This is a genomic window from Pontibacter sp. YIM B11418 (assembly GCF_059278805.1).
In genome coordinates this window covers 253,713-271,839 of the sequence record NZ_JCAEMH010000006.1, presented here as the reverse complement: position 1 = coordinate 271,839, position 18,127 = coordinate 253,713, and the positions used below count along the sequence as shown (strand labels likewise).

Below are 18,127 nucleotides of genomic sequence, written 5' to 3'. Positions count from 1 at the left end.
CACCTGATGTACCAGGCGATTGATTTGAAGAAAGAATTTCCATACCTTAAAACACGAAGCATTGCTATTCCCCTGGTGGTAGTGGCAATGCTTTTTGCTTATTACTATACCCAGGGGCACCTGCCTGGAGCAAAAAGGAGTGCCAAAGCCACAACAGTTGGCTACAACGACCCGATCGTGATCACGAAGAAAGGCACTTACTCCGGCAACTGGGAATCCAGGGACTCCGAGGTGCCTGCTGTGGAAATCAGAACATCGGAGCCCGTCATCATCGAGAATTCCAGCATCCGGGGCGCCGGCTACCTGATCAAAAGCTGGGGACATGCGGCCAACATTACCGTCAGAAACACCAGAGGCTACGGCCTTCCCCCCACCCCCTGGATCCTATATGAGAAGCCCCGGCGTTTTCTGATCGTGAACGATTTCAAGCATGTGGTAGTAGAGAACTGTTACCTCGAGAACACGGCCGGTATCTACATTGGAGACGCTTACAAGGGCAATGGCAGTCCGGACAATACCGTCAAGATTCGTTACAACGTGGCAAAGAACATCGACGGGCGCATTTATGAGGGTTGGTACCGATCGCAGTTTGTACAGTTCAATTTTCGAAACCCGATCCAGCATGCCGAGATCGCCTGGAACGAGGTGATCAATGAGCCGAACAAGTCGCTTGTGGAGGATAACATCAACCTGTCGAATTCGCGCGGCACCCCGGCCTCTCCCATCCGCATTCACAACAATTACATCCAAGGAGCTTATCCTTACCCGGCCGATAGCAAAGAATACTCTGGTGGTGGCATTATTGCGGACTCCTGGTATGAGGATGGCATGGGCGACCCAAAAGAAGTGGCCACTGCCCATGTGAAGGTATACGACAACCAGACTGTCAACCTCGGCAATTACAACTACGCCATCGCTGGCGGCAATAACATTGAGGTTTTTAACAACCGGGCTGTTACCTCTGCCCGCTTTGAGAATGGAGAGAAGTTTAAGATGTGGACTCAGGGTCTATACGGCTACGACTTCTACAAAAAAAATGCTACTTTCAACAATATCTTCCATAGTAATGTGATCGGAATCATGGGGCAGGACGGTCGGAACGACAACCATTATTTTCCGGACGGGACGGTGCGCGAACACAGCAACACCTTCCTAAAAGGCGACATAACGAAGCAAAGCGAACGGACCGAGTATCAGATGTGGAAGTCGAAGCTTGCGGATAACGGCATCTTGCTTGGCCCCCCTCCGGCACAACCAGCAACGTCTGCTGAACCGTCATCTATCCAGTAGCGAGTAAACCTGCGAACAGGTGTCTGAATCTATTCAACGAAAAGCCCTCCATGTCATTGCTTATCATAGTAATAACAAGCAATCCCATTCACCCTATCTACTTCAGTCCTAGGCATTTTTAAAGCTGCCAATTCAGCGTTGCAACACCTTTAAAAAACTAAAGTACAAAAGCCGCATTATTAAATATATTATATTTAATATATTTATCTGTTTTGTATACTCTTCACCCTTCACTTATACTAGCACTCTATATTTGTAATTAATAATTATAATTTATTTCATATTTTATCATTATTTTATTAAATTAATAATATTGTATTTTTTAAATTTATGTAACCTTTTTTAATTATTTAATAAGCATTCAAACCTGCTAAAAACGATTTAAATACACTATTCGCTTATTTTGATAATTTAAATATTCCAAGTACTTATGATTTATTCAAGAATAAATCAAAAAAGACTGGTTTTTCTAAAAAATTCCGACTTATATTTGCAACAACTTATATATGAACATACGCGCTTCGGTTTACCAAGCTTAGTATTTTCATAAAAAGCAACAGGCAGTACATCTGCTTCTGTATCAGAAAACAGAAACAAGCCTGGTGCCTTATAAGGAGTACATTTTTTAATTTTTCAACTTTTAGCCAAAAAGATGAATACAATTTCCACTCAGGAGACTAAGTGGACGGGGACAACTCTGTCTGCTTTTATCCTCACACTCGTAGCCTTTCTGTTCTCGACGGGTTTCGTTAACGCCCAGACTTACAGCGGGCCATTAGTAATCACAAAAGGAGGTACTTACACAGGCAACTGGGAATCAAGAGATTCTGAGGTAGCTGCTGTCGATGTTCGTACTTCTGAACCTGTAACCATCGTTAATTCGAACATTCGTGGTGCCGGTTATCTGATCAAAAGCTGGGGCTATGCCGCCAACATCACCGTAAAAAACACAAAAGGCTACGGCCTTACCCCTACTCCTTTCAGGGATTACAAGAAACCACGTCGTTTCTTAACTGTAAACAACTTCAAGAACGTTATTGTAGAGAACTGCTACCTGGAAGGTACAGCCGGCATTTATGTGGGCACGCGCTATGAAGGTGACGGATCTACTAACAACACGGTAAAAATACGCTACAACAAGGCCAAGAACATTGACGGTCGTGTATACGGTGGTCAGCGCGAGCACTCGCAGTTCACTCAGTTCAACTACCGTGGTAACCTGCCACATGCCGAAATTGCCTGGAATGAAATCATCAACGAGCCAAACAATTCGTTGGTAGAAGACAACATCAACCTGTCAAACTCACGCGGTACTTCCGCTTCTCCAATCCGAGTACACAACAACTATATCCAGGGTGCTTACCCTATACCTGCTACAGAGACCAAATTCTCAGGTGGTGGTATCATCGCTGACTCATGGTACCAGGATGGTATGGGCGATCCGGCTGCCATAGCTACTGCTTACGTGAAGGTATACGACAACCAGACTGTGAACATTGGCAACTATAACTACGCTATCGCAGGCGGTAACAACATCGAGGTATACAACAACCGTGGCGTGAACTCTGGCTTGTTTGACGATGGCACTCGCGTAAACACGCACAACGTAGGCCTGTACGGCTACGACTACTATAAGAAAGGCGCTACTTTCAATGCCGTAATGCGCAATAACGTGACCGGTGTTATGAGCCAGGGCAGCCTGTTCGACAAGAATTACTTCCCGGACGGTTTGGTTAAAAACGAGAACAATCCATACGTTGGTGGTAACATCACAAAGCAGCACGAAAAGAACGAATACACTGCCTGGTTGAATAAACTTAGCAGCAACGGTATTGTACTAGGCCCTAACGGTTCAGCTCCGGTTACTTCACCTACACAACCAGTACAGGATCCGGTAGCTACTATACCTGCTGACCAGGCACCAACTACTGGTTCTGGCTCGACTGGCAGCACAGCTGGTAATGGTAAGATCACTCGTGATTTCTGGTCAAATGTGCACGGTTCTACTGTAAGCGCAATTCCGGTAACAACAAATCCAACTTCTACAAGCGCTCTTAGCTCGTTTGAAGCACCAACAGGCCAGGGCAATAACTACGGCCAGCGCATCCGCGGCTACGTGACTGCTCCTGCTTCAGGCCAGTATACTTTCTGGATCGCGGCCGATGACGTAGCTGAGCTATACCTGAGCACAAGCGAGGATCCGGCTAAGAAGACCAGAATCGCCCTGTCAAGCACCTGGACTAACCCACGTGAGTGGACCAAGACCAGCGGTCAGCAGTCTGCCAAGATTACCCTGGAGGCTGGCAAGCGCTACTACATCGAGGCGCTGATGCTGCAGGGCGGCGGTGGCGACAACCTGGCCGTAGGCTGGCAACTGCCGAACGGTACCATGGAGCGTCCGATCGCTGGAAACAGACTGTCTGAAATGGGAAGCACTGCTCCTGTAGCAACAGTAACAGCACCTACTGCAACGACAACACCTGTAGGCAAGATCACACGCGATTACTGGTCAAATGTGCACGGCTCAGCGGTGAGCGTGATCCCAGTGAACACAAAGCCTGCCTCGACTACTGAACTGACTTCATTCGAAGCGCCGGGTGGCCAGGGCAACAACTACGGCCAGCGCATCCGCGGCTACGTGACTGCTCCTGTTTCAGGCCAGTACACCTTCTGGATCGCGGCCGACGACGTGGCTGAGCTATACCTGAGCACTTCGGAGGACCCAACCAAGAAGACCAGAATCGCCCTTTCCAGCACCTGGACCAACCCGCGTGAGTGGACCAAGACCAGTGGCCAGCAGTCGGCCAAGATCACCCTGGAGGCCGGCAAGCGCTACTACATCGAGGCGCTGATGCTGCAGGGCGGCGGCGGCGACAACCTGGCCGTGGGCTGGCAGTTGCCGAACGGCACGCTGGAGCGTCCGATCGCTGCTAACAGATTGTCTCCAATCGAGTCTCTGACTGCTTCTTCTTCGTCAGCACTTACTGCTGAGACAACTGATACAAACATCAGCTTCGAAAAAGTAAGCGCATACCCTAACCCATTCAACGACGTGGTAACACTCGACCTGGGCAAAGAGGAGATCAAGCTGCAGGAAGTTGTTATCCTAGACCAGGCTGGCACAGTGGTATACAAAGAAGAAAACCTGAAGGTAGAGAACAACAAGCTGGTGATAAACCTGGCTGCTACCGGTCTAAGAGCAGGTCTATACTTCCTGAAGTATACTGACAACGCCGGCAAAAGCGCTACAATCAAGCTGATTAAAGAGTAAGTATTTCTTACAAAACGGATCTTCCTTGGTTGATCAAGGGACAGAAACAATAGACTACTAGGCTTGGCCAATGCCAGCCGGATAATAAAAAGCGATGCAGGAGTTTTCCTGCACCGCTTTTCTGTTCTATAGCAGCTCTATACCTGATCAGCAGAAAGTCTTAGGACCGAATATAAGGTTCTCAGAAGTTATATTCATGACCCCATTTTAGGTAATACAGCGACTGTATACCTGAAACCGGAGGTTTCCCTTTATCCTAGCATACCTGAAGATCAGGATACGTCATTCGCTACTAATTTTTGCGAACGAATTTCCAGGTATACACACCTTTTTGAGATGTTGTTTTCTCCGCATCCGATGCCTCTTCCGGGAAACCGGCATATGGTTTTTCTTCTGTCCAAGTCATATCTGAACCTGAGATAGAGCTAACAGTGTACTTTCCCCTATCGCTACCTCGCTGCAATTCAATTACAGTAGAATCGTTAGGGTCTGGGAAACTGTAATTCATTACTTCTGGCTGACTTCCTGGCGCTGTAACAGTTAACTGTTTTCCGTTAAAGCTAAAGACCGTCTGATACTGAACTGAGTCAGTGAACATAACCTCATTTTGATCTGAATAGTAAACTCTTTTGATCTGTGTGTTTGTCCAGTCGCCACGCATCTTTGCATCAATTTCTGAAACTGGTGGCTCCAACTTTTCATCTTTGTCCTTGTCGCATGAAGTAAGGAAGAGCGCGAAAAGTATTGGAATTATAAATAGTTTTTTCATAAAATAATACAATTAAATTTAGTAAAGGAATCTGATGATCGGGTGTTTATCTGGCGGAGAGTATTCGATGTTTTTCAAGCTTAGTACGAGCTACAATTAGTAGGGTTTATCAAAAAACTGACATCTAGAAAATATTATATACAAACACCTTATATTCAATGAGTTATTGAATATAATTTAAATTTATAGCCTGCTCGTATACCTAAAATCTGAGCAAGTCTCCTGACGCCGCAGGATAGTTATCGCCGGCTTTACCTGACTGTACTTCAGTCTCGCCCGGTATTCGTCATGCAGCATCGTCTAGGCCTTGTTCTTTATGTTTTCAGTTCAATTGCACTAACGGGCTATCACGAGCTTACGGTTAAGGGTTTTGTTACTGCCGGCCACTGTCAGGTTATAGATACCAGGTTTTAAATCTGCCCCGACAGGCAGCGTCAGGTACAGTTCACCAAGCTCATCTGTCCGTACTTTCCGGTTGAGCACTTGCCTTCCGGAAGCGTCCGTTATCATAAAGGTTACTTCTTCACTCTCTTTCAGATTGGCAACCTCGATGGTCAATTCATCTCCCACTGCAGCCGGATTCGGATACACCCTGAAAGAGGAAGCAGCTGGCGACCGGTCCTGTACCAGAATAATATTAGAGTAGGTAGCCGTACCGTCCATCCTAACTAGCCGGAGCCTGTAATAACCCTGCTCTTTGAGTGGCTTTTCGTCTGTAAAGGTATAGTCGATGGCGGCCGTTGTGGTGCCGGAAGCTTTTACCTGACCGATGGCGGTGAAGTTCTCACCATCCTCAGATCGCTCTATTTCAAAGAAATTCGTTTCCAGCTCATAAAGCGTTCTCCAGTCCAGCAGGACGGTTTTCTGGCTGAAGCCCTCGCCATCTGCGTAGCGTCCTTTAAAGCTCAGGATGCCTGTCAGGTTATTGTACACTTCTACGAAGCGCTCTCTTATTTCTTCTGCCGTGAGCGCTCTGCCAAAAAGCTTTACTTCATCCAGGTCGCCTTCGTAGTGGTAACTGTTAAGCAGACTCGCATTGAAGTAGCCAATGTTAACAGGCGACCGGCTACTAAATCCAAAATCATACACGAAGTTGCCGGCGGCAATTTGCTCACCATCCACATACAGCCTGGTAGCCCCTGAACTGCCATCCCGCACCGCCACGAGTTGGTGCCAGCCCCCGTCATTCAGCTTGGGGCCGCTGGAGCTGATAAGATTTCCTTTAAACTCGATGTCTGGCAGGTAAAAAGCGGCTTTCCGGTTTTGGTCGAGTCCCAGCCACCACTGCGATGGCGAGTCCGTGGCATGGCGCCCGATCAGAACCTGATTCTGGGCTTCACTACTACCTTCTTTGGTATCGGTGCGGAGCCATAGCTCGATCGTAAAGGTTTCATTCGCTTTCCAGTCAAAGTTCGGACTACCGATTACATCAAGCCCCGTGTCCTTTCCATTAAAACGCTGTCCCCCTTCTACTGCACCTTTCACGGAGGAAGGACGGCTTCTTGCCTGGGCAACTGCATCAATCGGCGTATACACGTCCCGGTAATTAGGGCCTGAATTTTCATTCAGCTTCCAGTGGTGCAGTATCCCGATGCTCTCTTCCGTGGCGGCTCTTACCTCGACCTGAAAGCGTTGCGGGGCGCTCTCGCCCTGGCTGTTATTGGCTTTCACCTCCACTGCGAAGCTTCCGGCGGCTTGAGGCACCCAGGAGATGAGACCCGTACCCGCGTTGATGGTCATACCGGACGGGCCTGATATCAGGATGTACCGAGGGGCGGGTTTGCCAGCGGCATTCACATCGTATTTATATTGCTGGTTGACTGTGCCAAACGTAATGGGCGTGGATACGATCTCGGGGCTGATGTCTTCAGGTCCGCAGTAATTGCCTGCTCCGTGATTGTAGCGGTCACGCGCTGCCTGTTCGGACAAATTGGTGTCATAGACCAGCAGTTCGTCAATTATGCCGTCAAAATAATACTTCGAGTCAATATCAATGTACCCGATTGTGACAGGGCTGGATGACTCCATACTGCCGCGGTATTCCCTTATTTCGGTCCTCCTGTCGTCTACCCGAAACCCATCTACATACAGTTTGGTAATCTGGGGGCCACCTTCACGAACTACTGCCAGGTGGTGCCACTTGCCATCAAACAAATTGACAGCTTTCAGGTAGTCCTTCATGGTATGTGGGGCGCCATAATTATCCTGCATGTCAAAAACAGCATGCCCCTCCGGGTCCACCCCCAGCCACCATGCCGTCAGACCATCACTCGATTTGCGACCGACGATTACCTGATTGGATGACTTGCGGTTTACCTTCACCCATACCTCGAGCGTAAAATTATGATTGGGTCCCCATTGGAATTTTTCTATCTCACTGAATTGAAGGCCACTGGAACCGTTGAAACTTTGCCCACCGCCAAAGCGACTAACAGCTGGGGCAGGACAACCTGTACAGATGGCACTGGCGCCGGTTATGTAATCTGTGTAGCTGCCGGCCACTTTTTCGTCAAACCCGAAGTGATGCACCAAACCGGGAGGGCAGTTCGTCTGAGCCTGCGCCACATCCTGAGCTGCTAAACCCAGCAGCATGCTAAGTGCACCTGCCAGGGCTATTTTGCGCTTACCGCCCCAAGGGTATAAAGAAAGGTACCGGAAAATGTACCTGAAAGAAGATGCTATCATATAAGCTCACTAAGTATCTGTATCACGGCATTTAATAAATGCTCGCTACTTTGATTTGGGTTGTATTAGGGTCTCGTTTAGGGCTGAACAGCTGTTGTTCTACTTAAAATACTAATTCGCAACACTGCATGTCCTTTACGGAGAGTATAGGACTACTGTTGTATTAGAGTACAATAATATTACGCCGCAGCGGCCCAGATGTTCGGCTTTGCAGCATACTTAAATTGTCCACAAAGCAACGGGCATAAAAAGAGGTACTGGCAAGGAATATAGCGGCCAAAAATTGGAGAATACAGATCTGATAACATAACCTACCTGACACACGACGGCGCAGGAGAATAGCAGATAAGCCGGTCAATGCAATTTTTTCATTTACCTAACAGCTATTTCAGACAAGATGCGTATAGAAAGCTGCACAATTAGTCCAAGGCGCCTCTACTGCCGGTAAAATATATACTAATATCCTAAACCTTTTGACCCGACACTAAATATAATAGGGGAAAATGCCTGCTGGTTTCATTTGTCACAAGTCAGGGAGGGATTGAAAGCAGACAAACGGCATAGGACTACACACTTCTCTCGATCCATAACAGCGTCTGCGTATGTTATTCAACTCTACTGAATTTTTCATATTCTTCCCGGTAGTAGTCACGCTCTACTTTTTGACGCCCCCGAACCGAAGATGGCTCATCCTGCTGCTGGCCAGCTATTACTTCTATGCCTCATGGCGGCCCGCCTATACCCTGATCCTGATCGGGTCTACCCTGGTTGATTATTTCTGCGGCCGTGCTATGGGCAGGTATAGCGACGAGGAAAAACACAAACGCAAGCCCTACCTCTGGCTCTCGCTGTTCTCTAACCTGAGCATACTCGGCTTATTCAAGTATTACAATTTCTTTAACGACAGCGCACGGGATGTGGCCTCGGCCCTGAACATGAGCTATGCCGTGCCGGCTTTTGAGCTGCTGCTGCCGATGGGTATCTCCTTCTATACCTTCCAGACCATGAGTTACTCGATCGACGTGTACCACGGGCGCATTAAGGCAGAGCGGCATCTGGGCATCTTTGCGCTGTTTGTCACCTTTTTTCCGCAGCTGGTGGCGGGTCCCATTGAGCGGGCGGGGAACTTGATCGGACAACTCAAAATAAAGCACGAGTTCAGCTACGAGCGCGTTGTGGCTGGCCTTCGGCGCATGGGCTGGGGATTTTTCAAGAAGATCATGATCGCGGACAACCTGGCCCTGATGGTGAACCAGGTATACAACAACCCAACCGACTATGAAGGCATCACGCTGATCATCGCCACTGTTTTTTTCGCCTTCCAGATCTACTGCGACTTCTCGGGCTACTCTGATATCGCCATAGGGGCGGCGCAGGTGATGGGTTTCCGGCTGATGGAGAACTTCCGCAGGCCTTACTTTTCTAAGAGCATCTCTGAGTTCTGGAGTCGCTGGCATATTTCACTTTCGTCCTGGTTTCGCGACTACCTCTATATTCCGCTGGGAGGCAACCGCGTGGTAAAATGGCGCTGGTATTACAACCTGTTCATTACGTTTTTGGTGAGCGGGCTGTGGCACGGCGCTAACTGGACCTTTGTAGTGTGGGGAGCCTTGCACGGCTTTTACCTGGTGTTTGCTATCGTGACGGCCAGTCAGCGAAATGCCCTGGCCAGATCGCTGGGCCTTATGAAAAGCCCGCTGCTCTACAAATGGGTGCAGGTGCTGAGTGTGTTTGCACTGGTGCTTTTCTCTTGGGTGTTTTTCCGGGCTAACTCTATCGGGGAAGCCTTCTACATTCTACAAAGAAGTGTGACAGGTATAAGCAACGTCCGGCAGCTGCTGGCAGGTATAGACCTGCAGCACATCCTGTTTATGGACCAGGGCTTTAAGGTATTCGCCGTGTCTGTTGTCTCGATCATGATCATGGAAACGGTGCACCTCATACAGCGGCACGGCAGCGTATCGCAGCTCATTGGCCAAAAACCCGCCGTGGTGCGCTGGGGACTTTACTATGCAGCCATTGTTGCGGTGCTGCTTTTCGGGCAGTTCGGACACCAGGAGTTCATTTACTTTCAGTTCTAAATGGCACGCGAAACGAAAAATAACGAGGTAAAAAGGCTCTTCGGGAAACTGACGCTACTCGTGCTGCCGTTCGTGCTGTGGCCCATTATAGAGGCTGTAGTGCTGCCGATGGACACCTTCACCTTCAGGGTATGGGAAACCATTTCGGTGAACAGTGTACGCCTGTTGTCAGGACCTTTTTACCCGAACATGCACCTGCGCATGGAGGAAGAGGGCGAACTGGCCCCACGCACCCCTTATGCTGAGAAAAAGCAGGTGGAATGGTTTACGGACCCCTACGGCTACCGCAACCGCGACACCAAAGCCGAGGTGCTGCTGATCGGGGACTCCAACATCACCGGTGCCAAGCTCTCGCAGGAGGAAACGCTGGCTGAAGTGCTGGAAAAGCAGCTGGCAAAAGAGGTATACTCCTTCGCGCCCGCCACGGTCAACCGTTTTCTGGGTACTAGGCGCTTCGAGGAAAATCCGCCTGAGATGGTGGTGGTTTCGAGCATTGAGCGCCGTATACCCGAGCTGCCCGCCGTGGGCGCCACAGGTATAGGCAACAAACTCCGCGACCGCACAGGCACCTTTATTAACTCCTCCGAAGTGCTAACCTGGCTGGCCGTGACGGCAGACCGCATTTCGAAGCTGGCGCTCTATCACCGCACCTTGGCTAACATTGAGCGGAAGTTTGGCAAAAAGCAGTACATCCAGTACCAGAATGAATTTTTCATGGAAGGCGAGCTCGCTAACCGAACCTTCAGTGACGAAGAAATAAAGCAGATTGCCGATGTGTTGGAAGGCTACAAACATGCACTGGCAGCGCGTGGAATACCTTTTGTGTTCATGCCTATACCTAACAAAGAAAACATTTACCACCAGCTACTGCCATCGGTGCGTAAACCGGATTTTCTGCCCCGGCTGGTTGCTGAGCTCCAAAGCAGGGACATAACAGTAGTAGACACGCAAGGCGCGTTCGAACACCTGTATCAAAACGAAAAGAAGAAGCTGTATCCTGCCGACGACGGGCACTGGAACAACATAGCGGTGGTGGCTGCCGCAAGCCTACTGACGCAACATTTGCAACAGGCTGGTGACAGCACTGAGCTCAACACCCGGCACCTGGTGAAACAGCTGGATTGATGGTACAACACAGCCAAATTCGAATTACAAACGTATAGCAACTATTACTCACCTTATATATATGAAACCAAAGGTATTTTACGATAAATCTACCAAACGTCTGAAAAAGATTCTTGGACGTATCATCCCCCATAACACCCGATTCAGACCTATTGGCGTTTGCCAGATTAACAAAGGTGGTCAGACTGACTGCCCCACATCCGAGGTGAAGGTGCATAGCATCTACCCTAACCTGACTACCCCGCTCGAGATATCAGAGGACCTTTACAAGGCCTGCTCTGACTATTGGAAGCCTATGCGAAGCGTCACTACAGACTACGTTGTGGCGGAGGTGCCTAACGGACGCATCTACACAGACAATGAGAGCAGCGTGGCCATCGTGTCTCAGCAAAACCGCATCATAGAAAATGTATCGCTTAGTCTGGTGGATGGCAAAGTGGTAAGTGCCGCTAAGAATAATATCTTTACCCAGAGTTATTTTCAGGCACCGACCCGCTTTCAGGGCACAGTGTTCAGCATGCTGACCGGTGGCGCAGGACTCAACAACATCGGCCACTGGTTTATGGATGTGCTGCCGCGCCTGCACCTGCTCCGCGAAAGCGGCCTTTACAACGAAGTAGACTGGTTCCTGGTGCCCAGCACACGCTACAGTTACCAAACCGAAACATTGGAACTGCTGGGTATACCTGCCGAGAAGATCATCACATCGATAGAATACCATCACCTCACCGCTGACCGCATCATCGCCTCCACGGCGCCGCGCGGAAACCATACCCTGGTGCCGCGCTGGCTGGGCAAGTACATCCGCGACTCCTTCCTGCCTTTGGTACAGCATGAAATCTTACCTGCATCTGAGCGGGTACCTTACCTGTACATCAGCCGTAGCGACTCGGCTATGCGCAATGTACTGAATGAAAAGGAACTGTTGGAGGCCTTGGAACCCTATAGTTTTAAGTCGATCGTTTCGAGTAAGTATAGCATTCTGGAGAAGATCAGGATGTTTTCACAGGCCAAAGTGGTCGTTTCCGCCACAGGGGCCGGCCTGATCAGCATGTTCTTCTGCAAGCCGGGCACCAAAATCATTGAGATCTTCCATGAAGGGTTTGTAATAGAGCCTTTCTATGATATCGCCACTAAAATAGATCTGGACTACGACTACATCATCTGCAAAGGCGACAAGCCGGTGCACAATGCCGACGAAGGACAACGCCAGCACCTGCTCGTAGACACCAATCAGGTAGTAGAAATCCTTGAGAAAATGCGAAAGAGTTCGGGAAAGAAAAGTAGTGTGGAAACGGTTTAGAACCTGATTTTAGGAAAAATTTGCCTCTGCGACTTCGGTTGCAGGGGCTTTTCTCTTTTTAGACCTGATCACATCCTCATATATGGAGACGAGCATGCGGTAATTCGCCTCCGGGGTGTATTGCGTTTCATAGCGCTGCCGGGCGGCTATACCTAAACGCTGCGCCAAGTCCTGATCGTGCAGCAGCATACGCACTTTTTCAGCCAACTCAGCGGGCTGGCCGGGGGTATAGTGCAGACCGTTTATACCATCTTCGACCAGCTGTTCCGCTCCGCCTATTTTGGCGGCTATGGCCGGTGTGCCAGTCGAGAAAGCCTCGATGATGGTCATGCCGAATGTCTCCATCCATTCCGATGGAAAAATGAGCGCTTTGGCAGTTTTCAGCTCCTGCTCCACCCTGTCTAGTTTTTGATAGCCTAAATATTCTACATTCGGATAGTTTGCGGCATGCCGTTCCACTTCTTCGCGCATGGAGCCATCCCCTATTATTTTAAGCTTAAAAGGATACAGTTCCGTTGCCTTCAGGAGTGTGCCGATCCCTTTCTCCGGAGACAGCCTTCCGACAAAAAGAAAGTGGTCCCCTCTTTCTGCTACGCTCAGACCCAGGTCAGCCGTGAAGTTCGGTTTTACAACCAGCTGCCCTCGTCTGGGTTTGAGAGAGGAATTGAAAAACAGATCGCTGCCCCCTTGTGTGAGCGTGATGAATCGATCCACTTTGTGCTGCCAGGTACCCAGTAGTTTGTGCACACCTGTGGTCAGCACGACGGATGCCGTTTGAAACATGGAGTTTCGGTAGGCCTTGTCCAGTATAGCTTGTAGCGGAAAAGCCTTGTGAACGTTCTCCATGTGAATGCGGCCGTTATAGTGCAGGTAGGCGCTTGGGCAGATCAGCCGGTAGTTGTGCAGGGTCATTACAACAGGCACACCCAGTTTGTAGGCGACATCAAACACAGCAGGCGAAATCAGGGGGAAAAAGTTGTGCACGTGGATGATGTCCGGCTGAAAGGCCTTGATTTTATCCTTCAGCATGCGGGCACTTTTGGTATTGTATACCACACCGAGCGCAGCCCCGAGCTTTTCAGTGACCGAGTTTACATCTTCGTTAGAGAGCGTGAATTTAGCCACCGTATGCCCGTGATTTTCAAGTAAAGCCGCCTCTGCATAGAAAACGGTGTCTTCGCCAGCGGAAATTTTATAATGGTTGTGAACTTGAAGAATGCGCATGTAAAGGGTGAGTTAAATCAATGATTCTGTAACTGTAAAGAATTAAAATCGCGTCTGCTCCAAGGTATAGCCCAATACCTACGAGATAAGTGTATACCTGATCGCCTGTTGGCAGTAGCATATCCATCATGCAAAATCCCGACTAGGTCAGGTATGGCCCGGGCGGGATTTTGCATGATGCCGTATTTTATAAACCTGAGGGTTTAGGCGATCGCAGTTGTGTTGGGTGATTGTGCTTTGTTCTCCGCAAAAGCAGAAGCGAAATACAGGCGCTGCTCTTCCCGTAGCTTGTCGATCGTCCGGCCTTCCGGCAGAATCACATCGTCGTAGGTCAGTACCTGGTCTTTCGGAATGTCGCGTTTCAGTACACAGCCTTCGGCTATACCCATTGGTAGCAGATTCTCGCGCTCGGTCACATCGGCGTTTTCGCAAAGGCCGTAGGTCATGTAGTGGCCGATGCCGTCGATGGTTTCTCCCGCTCTCAGGTCTATCTTGGCGGCAGTCACTACCTCCACATACGGACGATCCAGTGGCGTGAGGGCGGCGTCCTGGAAGAGCACGGCTCTGGCGATGGTGAGAGGCACTTCGAGGTGGCAGAGGTGGTACGGGGTATAGAAACAGTACAGTGGACCCTCGCCCATTTTGTAATAGTTGAGGTAATGCTGCTGCCGCGGATTGTCCTGCGTAGCGAGGACAAACACGCCGCCAGCCGGCTCGGCTATACCTACCACGTAGTCCACAATGCCGGGTCCGTTGGTGAGTTCTTCCAGTGGGAACAGATTCACCGACTCCCGGATATTGGCTCCTTGGGGTGCATATGGCCCCAGCATGCCGCGCTTGGCCACGCGCATACCTGTTCCGTTCGCCACAATGGCCTGCTCGAAGGAAATCTTGGTACCATCGGCAAAGGAAGTGACCATGGCAGGGTTCTGTCCCCAGCGCTTGGCAAAACCCTCCTGCGTAGTCGGGTTGCGGTATGGGTCGTGCAGGCCTTTGATGTTGCCGCAAAGCACGGGCTTCATGCCGATGGACTTCACGTAGCGGTACAAGTTCATGATCACACCGGGCTGGTCGCCGTCCACATTCGTGAACACGACGCCCGCCTTGTCGGCGTATACCTTCAAAATCGGACCAACCGTACCGTCCACTTCGGCATCCATCATGATGGTGTGCTTGCCGTTACGGATAGCCTCCAGCGCCACCTGCGCTCCGAACTCTACGGCACCGGTAACTTCCAGAATAGCGTCTATACCTTCTGCGCGACACAGCAGCATCGGGTCGTTGGTGATGCTATACCTGCCGTTCCGGATGTTCTCCTGCAAAGCCTCTACAGAATCTACTTCCTCCACGTCAGCTATACCTGCTTCGTTGTAAGTTTCGCGGGCACGGTCAATGGTCCGATTCGAGATAGCCACCAGTTGCATACCTGGCACGTGGTTTTTTATTTGCAACGCCACACCCTTGGCCATAAAGCCGGCTCCTACCATCCCTACGCGGACAGGTCTGCCCTCGGCTTCTCGTTTGGCTAATGCAGTATCTATAATGATCATATTGTTCTCGTTAAGTAAAATTTAGACAAAGGAGTTTTTTGACATAGGACAAAGGACTACTATATAGGCCCCGCTGTAATCAGCTGTAATCGCATTTTGAAAGTCTTTTGTCCTTTGTCAATCAGTCTTTTGCCAGGTTCTTTTCTACAAAGCCGACTGCTCAGGTATGGTCTCCAGCAAAAGATGGTTCTGGTCTTTCTCCGAGATGATCTGTGGCTCCATCGGCCACTCAATATTGAAAGCCGGGTCGTTCCAGCGGTGGCCGCGCTCTGCTCCTGCCGCATAAAAGGCCGTTACCTGGTACATTACATCGGAGTTATCCTCCAGCGTGAGGTAGCCGTGCGCGAATCCTTCCGGCACATAAAGCATGCGGTAATTGTCAGCAGTCAGTTCTACGCCTATCCATTGCTTATACGTTTCGGAGTCCGGACGCAGATCCACAATCACATCGTAAATAGCACCTCGGGTACAGCGCACCAGTTTAGTCTCAACGTGTGGGGCCAGTTGCATGTGCATGCCACGCAAAGTGCCTTTCTTGTAGTTGTAGCTCACATTCGCCTGCACCAGGTTGGTGTTGAGTCCGTACTGCTCAAACTCCTTCTGGCAATAGGCCCGGCCGAAGAAGCCACGCTCGTCCTCCAGCTTTTTGATGTCGATGATGTAGGCGCCTTTTAGCTTGGTTTCTGTAAAGATCATGTGTGTTGATGTATTTGAGAACACCTGCAAAGGGCTGCCTTGCAGGCGTCTGTCGTTCGGATTAAGATGGCAGGTATACGGGTTGTTCTTCTCCCAGGTATTCCGCGATCTGCCCCATCGTAAATTCTTTGATGTCGGTTATACCTTCGTGGTAAGTCTTATACCAGCCGATGGTGCGCTCAATGGCCTGCGCTGAGTTGTATTTCGGCGTCCAGCCCAACTCTACCAGCGCTTTGCTAATGTCAAGTTTGAGCAGACCTGCTTCGTGTGGCTGGTTCTTGAGCTCCGGCTTGTCGTAGCTGCCTGAGCCCCATACCTGTAAGGCTTTTTGCACCAAATCCTCCACCGGACTGTTGTCGCCGGCCTGTGGACCGAAGTTCCAGGCACCCCCAAAGGCTTTCGGATCTTCCGCCATTTTAGCACCAAGCAAGAGGTAACCGCCCAGCGGCTCCAATACGTGCTGCCACGGACGCACCGCATTCGGGTTGCGCACCGTCACCGGCTCTCCTACCCGCAGCGCCCGCACAATATCCGGTATAATACGATCCTTGGCCCAATCGCCGCCACCGATCACGTTACCGGCACGGGTGCTGGCAATTGTTTTCTGATGCTTGTGGTAGGTGTCCGGATGAAAGAACGAGCGGGTATAGGACGAAATTACCAGTTCCGCACAGGCTTTGCTGGCGCTATATGGATCGTAGCCGCCCAGCTGGTCGGTTTCGCGGTAGGGGTATACCCATTCCTTGTTCTCGTATACCTTGTCCGTTGTGATCAGCACAACGGTGCAAGGCTTTTCCAATTTACGAACCGCATCCAGCACATGGGCCGTGCCGATGGCATTCACGGCAAAAGTCTCCGACGGAAATTCGTAGGAAAGACGCACCAGCGGCTGGGCTGCCAAATGGAATATAAAGTCCGGCTGAAAACGCAGTATGGCTTTTTCCACCGCCTCCTTGTCACGAATGTCAGCAATCACCGACTCGCACAGACTGTCGCCGTCCATCAGGTGGTACAGGTCTTCGTCAGTTTCAGGTGCAAGCGCGTAGCCCATCACCTCAGCGCCCAGGGAATGTAGCATTTGCAGCATCCAGGAACCCTTGAAGCCAGTGTGGCCCGTCAGAAATACTTTTTTGTTTTGATAGGTTTGCTGCAGAAATTCTCTCTTCATCAGCTTATGTTTCGCTAAAAGGTCAGGTATAGGATATGTTATACGCAAGCGCAAACATTCCGGTATACCTGGATCCGTTTAGGCATTTACGGGTTGGTTTTTGATTACATTGTACCATGGCGCATTGCCAGCCTGAATTAATTCCTCCAGGTAGTTTTTGTCTCGCAAGGTGTCCATTGGTTGCCAGAAGCCGGTGTGCTTGAAAGCTGACATCTCGCCTTCGCGGGCCAGTCGCTCCATCGGTTCGCGCTCCCAGGTGGTATGGTCACCGTCGATGTAGTCAATTACAGAAGGCTCTAGCACAAAGAAGCCGCCGTTTATCCAAGGCTGCTCGCCGCCTTCCGGCTTTTCCTGGAAGTGGCGCACATGTGTATCTTCTCCGGAAAGTGTGAAAACACCAAATCGACCGGGCTGCTGCACGGCCGTAAGCGTAGCTTTGGTGCCCTGCTGCCGGTGGAAGGCAATAGAGGCGCTGATGTCGACGTCGCTCACGCCGTCGCCATACGTCAGGCAGAAGGTTTCATCACCAATGTAGTCACGTACGCGCTTCAGACGGCCGCCCGTCAAAGTGCCTTCACCCGTGTCCACGAGCGTCACCTTCCACGATTCTGTTTTATTCTGGTGCACCTCCATGCTGTTGTTGTTCATGTCGAAGGTCACGTCGGAGTTATAGAGGAAGTAGTTGGCGAAATACTCTTTGATCATGTGTCCTTTGTAGCCGCAGCAGATTACAAAGTCGTTGATGCCGTGGGCCGAGTATATTTTCATGATATGCCAGAGGATGGGTTTTCCGCCGATCTCCACCATAGGCTTCGGCCTGATGCCACTCTCCTCACTGATGCGGGTTCCGTATCCGCCTGCCAGTATTACAGCTTTCATTAATTTCTAAGGGTTTGGGTTGAATTTATATTTAAATCTGTCATCTATACGACAATTACTATATTTTGATTTTGATAATGTTGTTT

12 protein-coding genes are annotated in these 18,127 nt (G+C 50.0%); 5 read left to right on the top strand and 7 right to left on the bottom strand.

The genetic code is table 11. From position 1 onward, the window contains the following. The first annotated feature begins 6 nt into the window (after positions 1-6). Both AC4QZR_RS16200 and AC4QZR_RS16195 read left to right on the top strand, forming a co-directional pair. Positions 7-1,290, top strand: coding sequence for a right-handed parallel beta-helix repeat-containing protein (locus tag AC4QZR_RS16200; protein WP_494481856.1), 1,284 nt, complete (start codon positions 7-9; stop codon positions 1,288-1,290). Between the two features lie 652 nt (positions 1,291-1,942). Further along, positions 1,943-4,561, top strand: coding sequence for a PA14 domain-containing protein (locus tag AC4QZR_RS16195; protein WP_494481855.1), 2,619 nt, complete (start codon positions 1,943-1,945; stop codon positions 4,559-4,561). Between the two features lie 292 nt (positions 4,562-4,853). Here AC4QZR_RS16195 and AC4QZR_RS16190 read toward each other — a convergent pair whose 3' ends face one another. Both AC4QZR_RS16190 and AC4QZR_RS16185 read right to left on the bottom strand, forming a co-directional pair. Further along, positions 4,854-5,330, bottom strand: a complete 477-nt coding sequence (locus AC4QZR_RS16190; RefSeq protein WP_494481854.1) for a hypothetical protein — start codon at positions 5,328-5,330, stop codon at positions 4,854-4,856. A 336-nt stretch (positions 5,331-5,666) separates the two neighbouring features. Beyond that, entirely contained in the window at positions 5,667-8,015 is a 2,349-nt protein-coding gene (locus AC4QZR_RS16185) for a LamG-like jellyroll fold domain-containing protein (protein ID WP_494481853.1), read from the bottom strand. Between the two features lie 602 nt (positions 8,016-8,617). On the opposite strand from AC4QZR_RS16185, the gene AC4QZR_RS16180 reads away from it, so the two are divergent. From AC4QZR_RS16180 to AC4QZR_RS16170, 3 genes are all read left to right on the top strand, one after another. After that, on the top strand, positions 8,618-10,096 hold the full coding sequence (locus AC4QZR_RS16180) for an MBOAT family O-acyltransferase (RefSeq protein WP_494481852.1): 1,479 nt from the start codon (positions 8,618-8,620) through the stop codon (positions 10,094-10,096). Beyond that, positions 10,097-11,221, top strand: a complete 1,125-nt coding sequence (locus AC4QZR_RS16175; protein ID WP_494481851.1) for an alginate O-acetyltransferase AlgX-related protein — start codon at positions 10,097-10,099, stop codon at positions 11,219-11,221. Positions 11,222-11,282: 61 nt separating this feature from the next. After that, complete coding sequence (locus AC4QZR_RS16170; protein ID WP_494481850.1) at positions 11,283-12,524, top strand: glycosyltransferase family 61 protein; 1,242 nt, start codon at positions 11,283-11,285, stop codon at positions 12,522-12,524. Positions 12,525-12,533: 9 nt separating this feature from the next. Here the strand turns inward: AC4QZR_RS16170 and AC4QZR_RS16165 are convergent, their stop codons facing one another. The 5 genes from AC4QZR_RS16165 to rfbF form a co-directional block, all read right to left on the bottom strand. Further along, positions 12,534-13,748, bottom strand: coding sequence for a glycosyltransferase family 4 protein (locus AC4QZR_RS16165; RefSeq protein ID WP_494481849.1), 1,215 nt, complete (start codon positions 13,746-13,748; stop codon positions 12,534-12,536). Positions 13,749-13,951: 203 nt separating this feature from the next. After that, positions 13,952-15,298 (bottom strand): NAD(P)H-dependent oxidoreductase, encoded by a 1,347-nt coding sequence (locus AC4QZR_RS16160; protein ID WP_494481848.1) that lies wholly within the window; start codon positions 15,296-15,298, stop codon positions 13,952-13,954. 144 nt (positions 15,299-15,442) lie between these two features. Continuing rightward, positions 15,443-15,994, bottom strand: a complete 552-nt coding sequence (rfbC, locus tag AC4QZR_RS16155) for a dTDP-4-dehydrorhamnose 3,5-epimerase (RefSeq protein ID WP_494481847.1) — start codon at positions 15,992-15,994, stop codon at positions 15,443-15,445. Between the two features lie 61 nt (positions 15,995-16,055). Next, a complete protein-coding gene (gene rfbG / locus AC4QZR_RS16150; RefSeq protein WP_494481846.1) occupies positions 16,056-17,162 on the bottom strand; it encodes a CDP-glucose 4,6-dehydratase in 1,107 nt (368 codons plus the stop codon). Positions 17,163-17,240: 78 nt separating this feature from the next. Beyond that, positions 17,241-18,041, bottom strand: a complete 801-nt coding sequence (gene rfbF / locus AC4QZR_RS16145) for a glucose-1-phosphate cytidylyltransferase (protein ID WP_253405432.1) — start codon at positions 18,039-18,041, stop codon at positions 17,241-17,243. Positions 18,042-18,127: the final 86 nt, after the last annotated feature.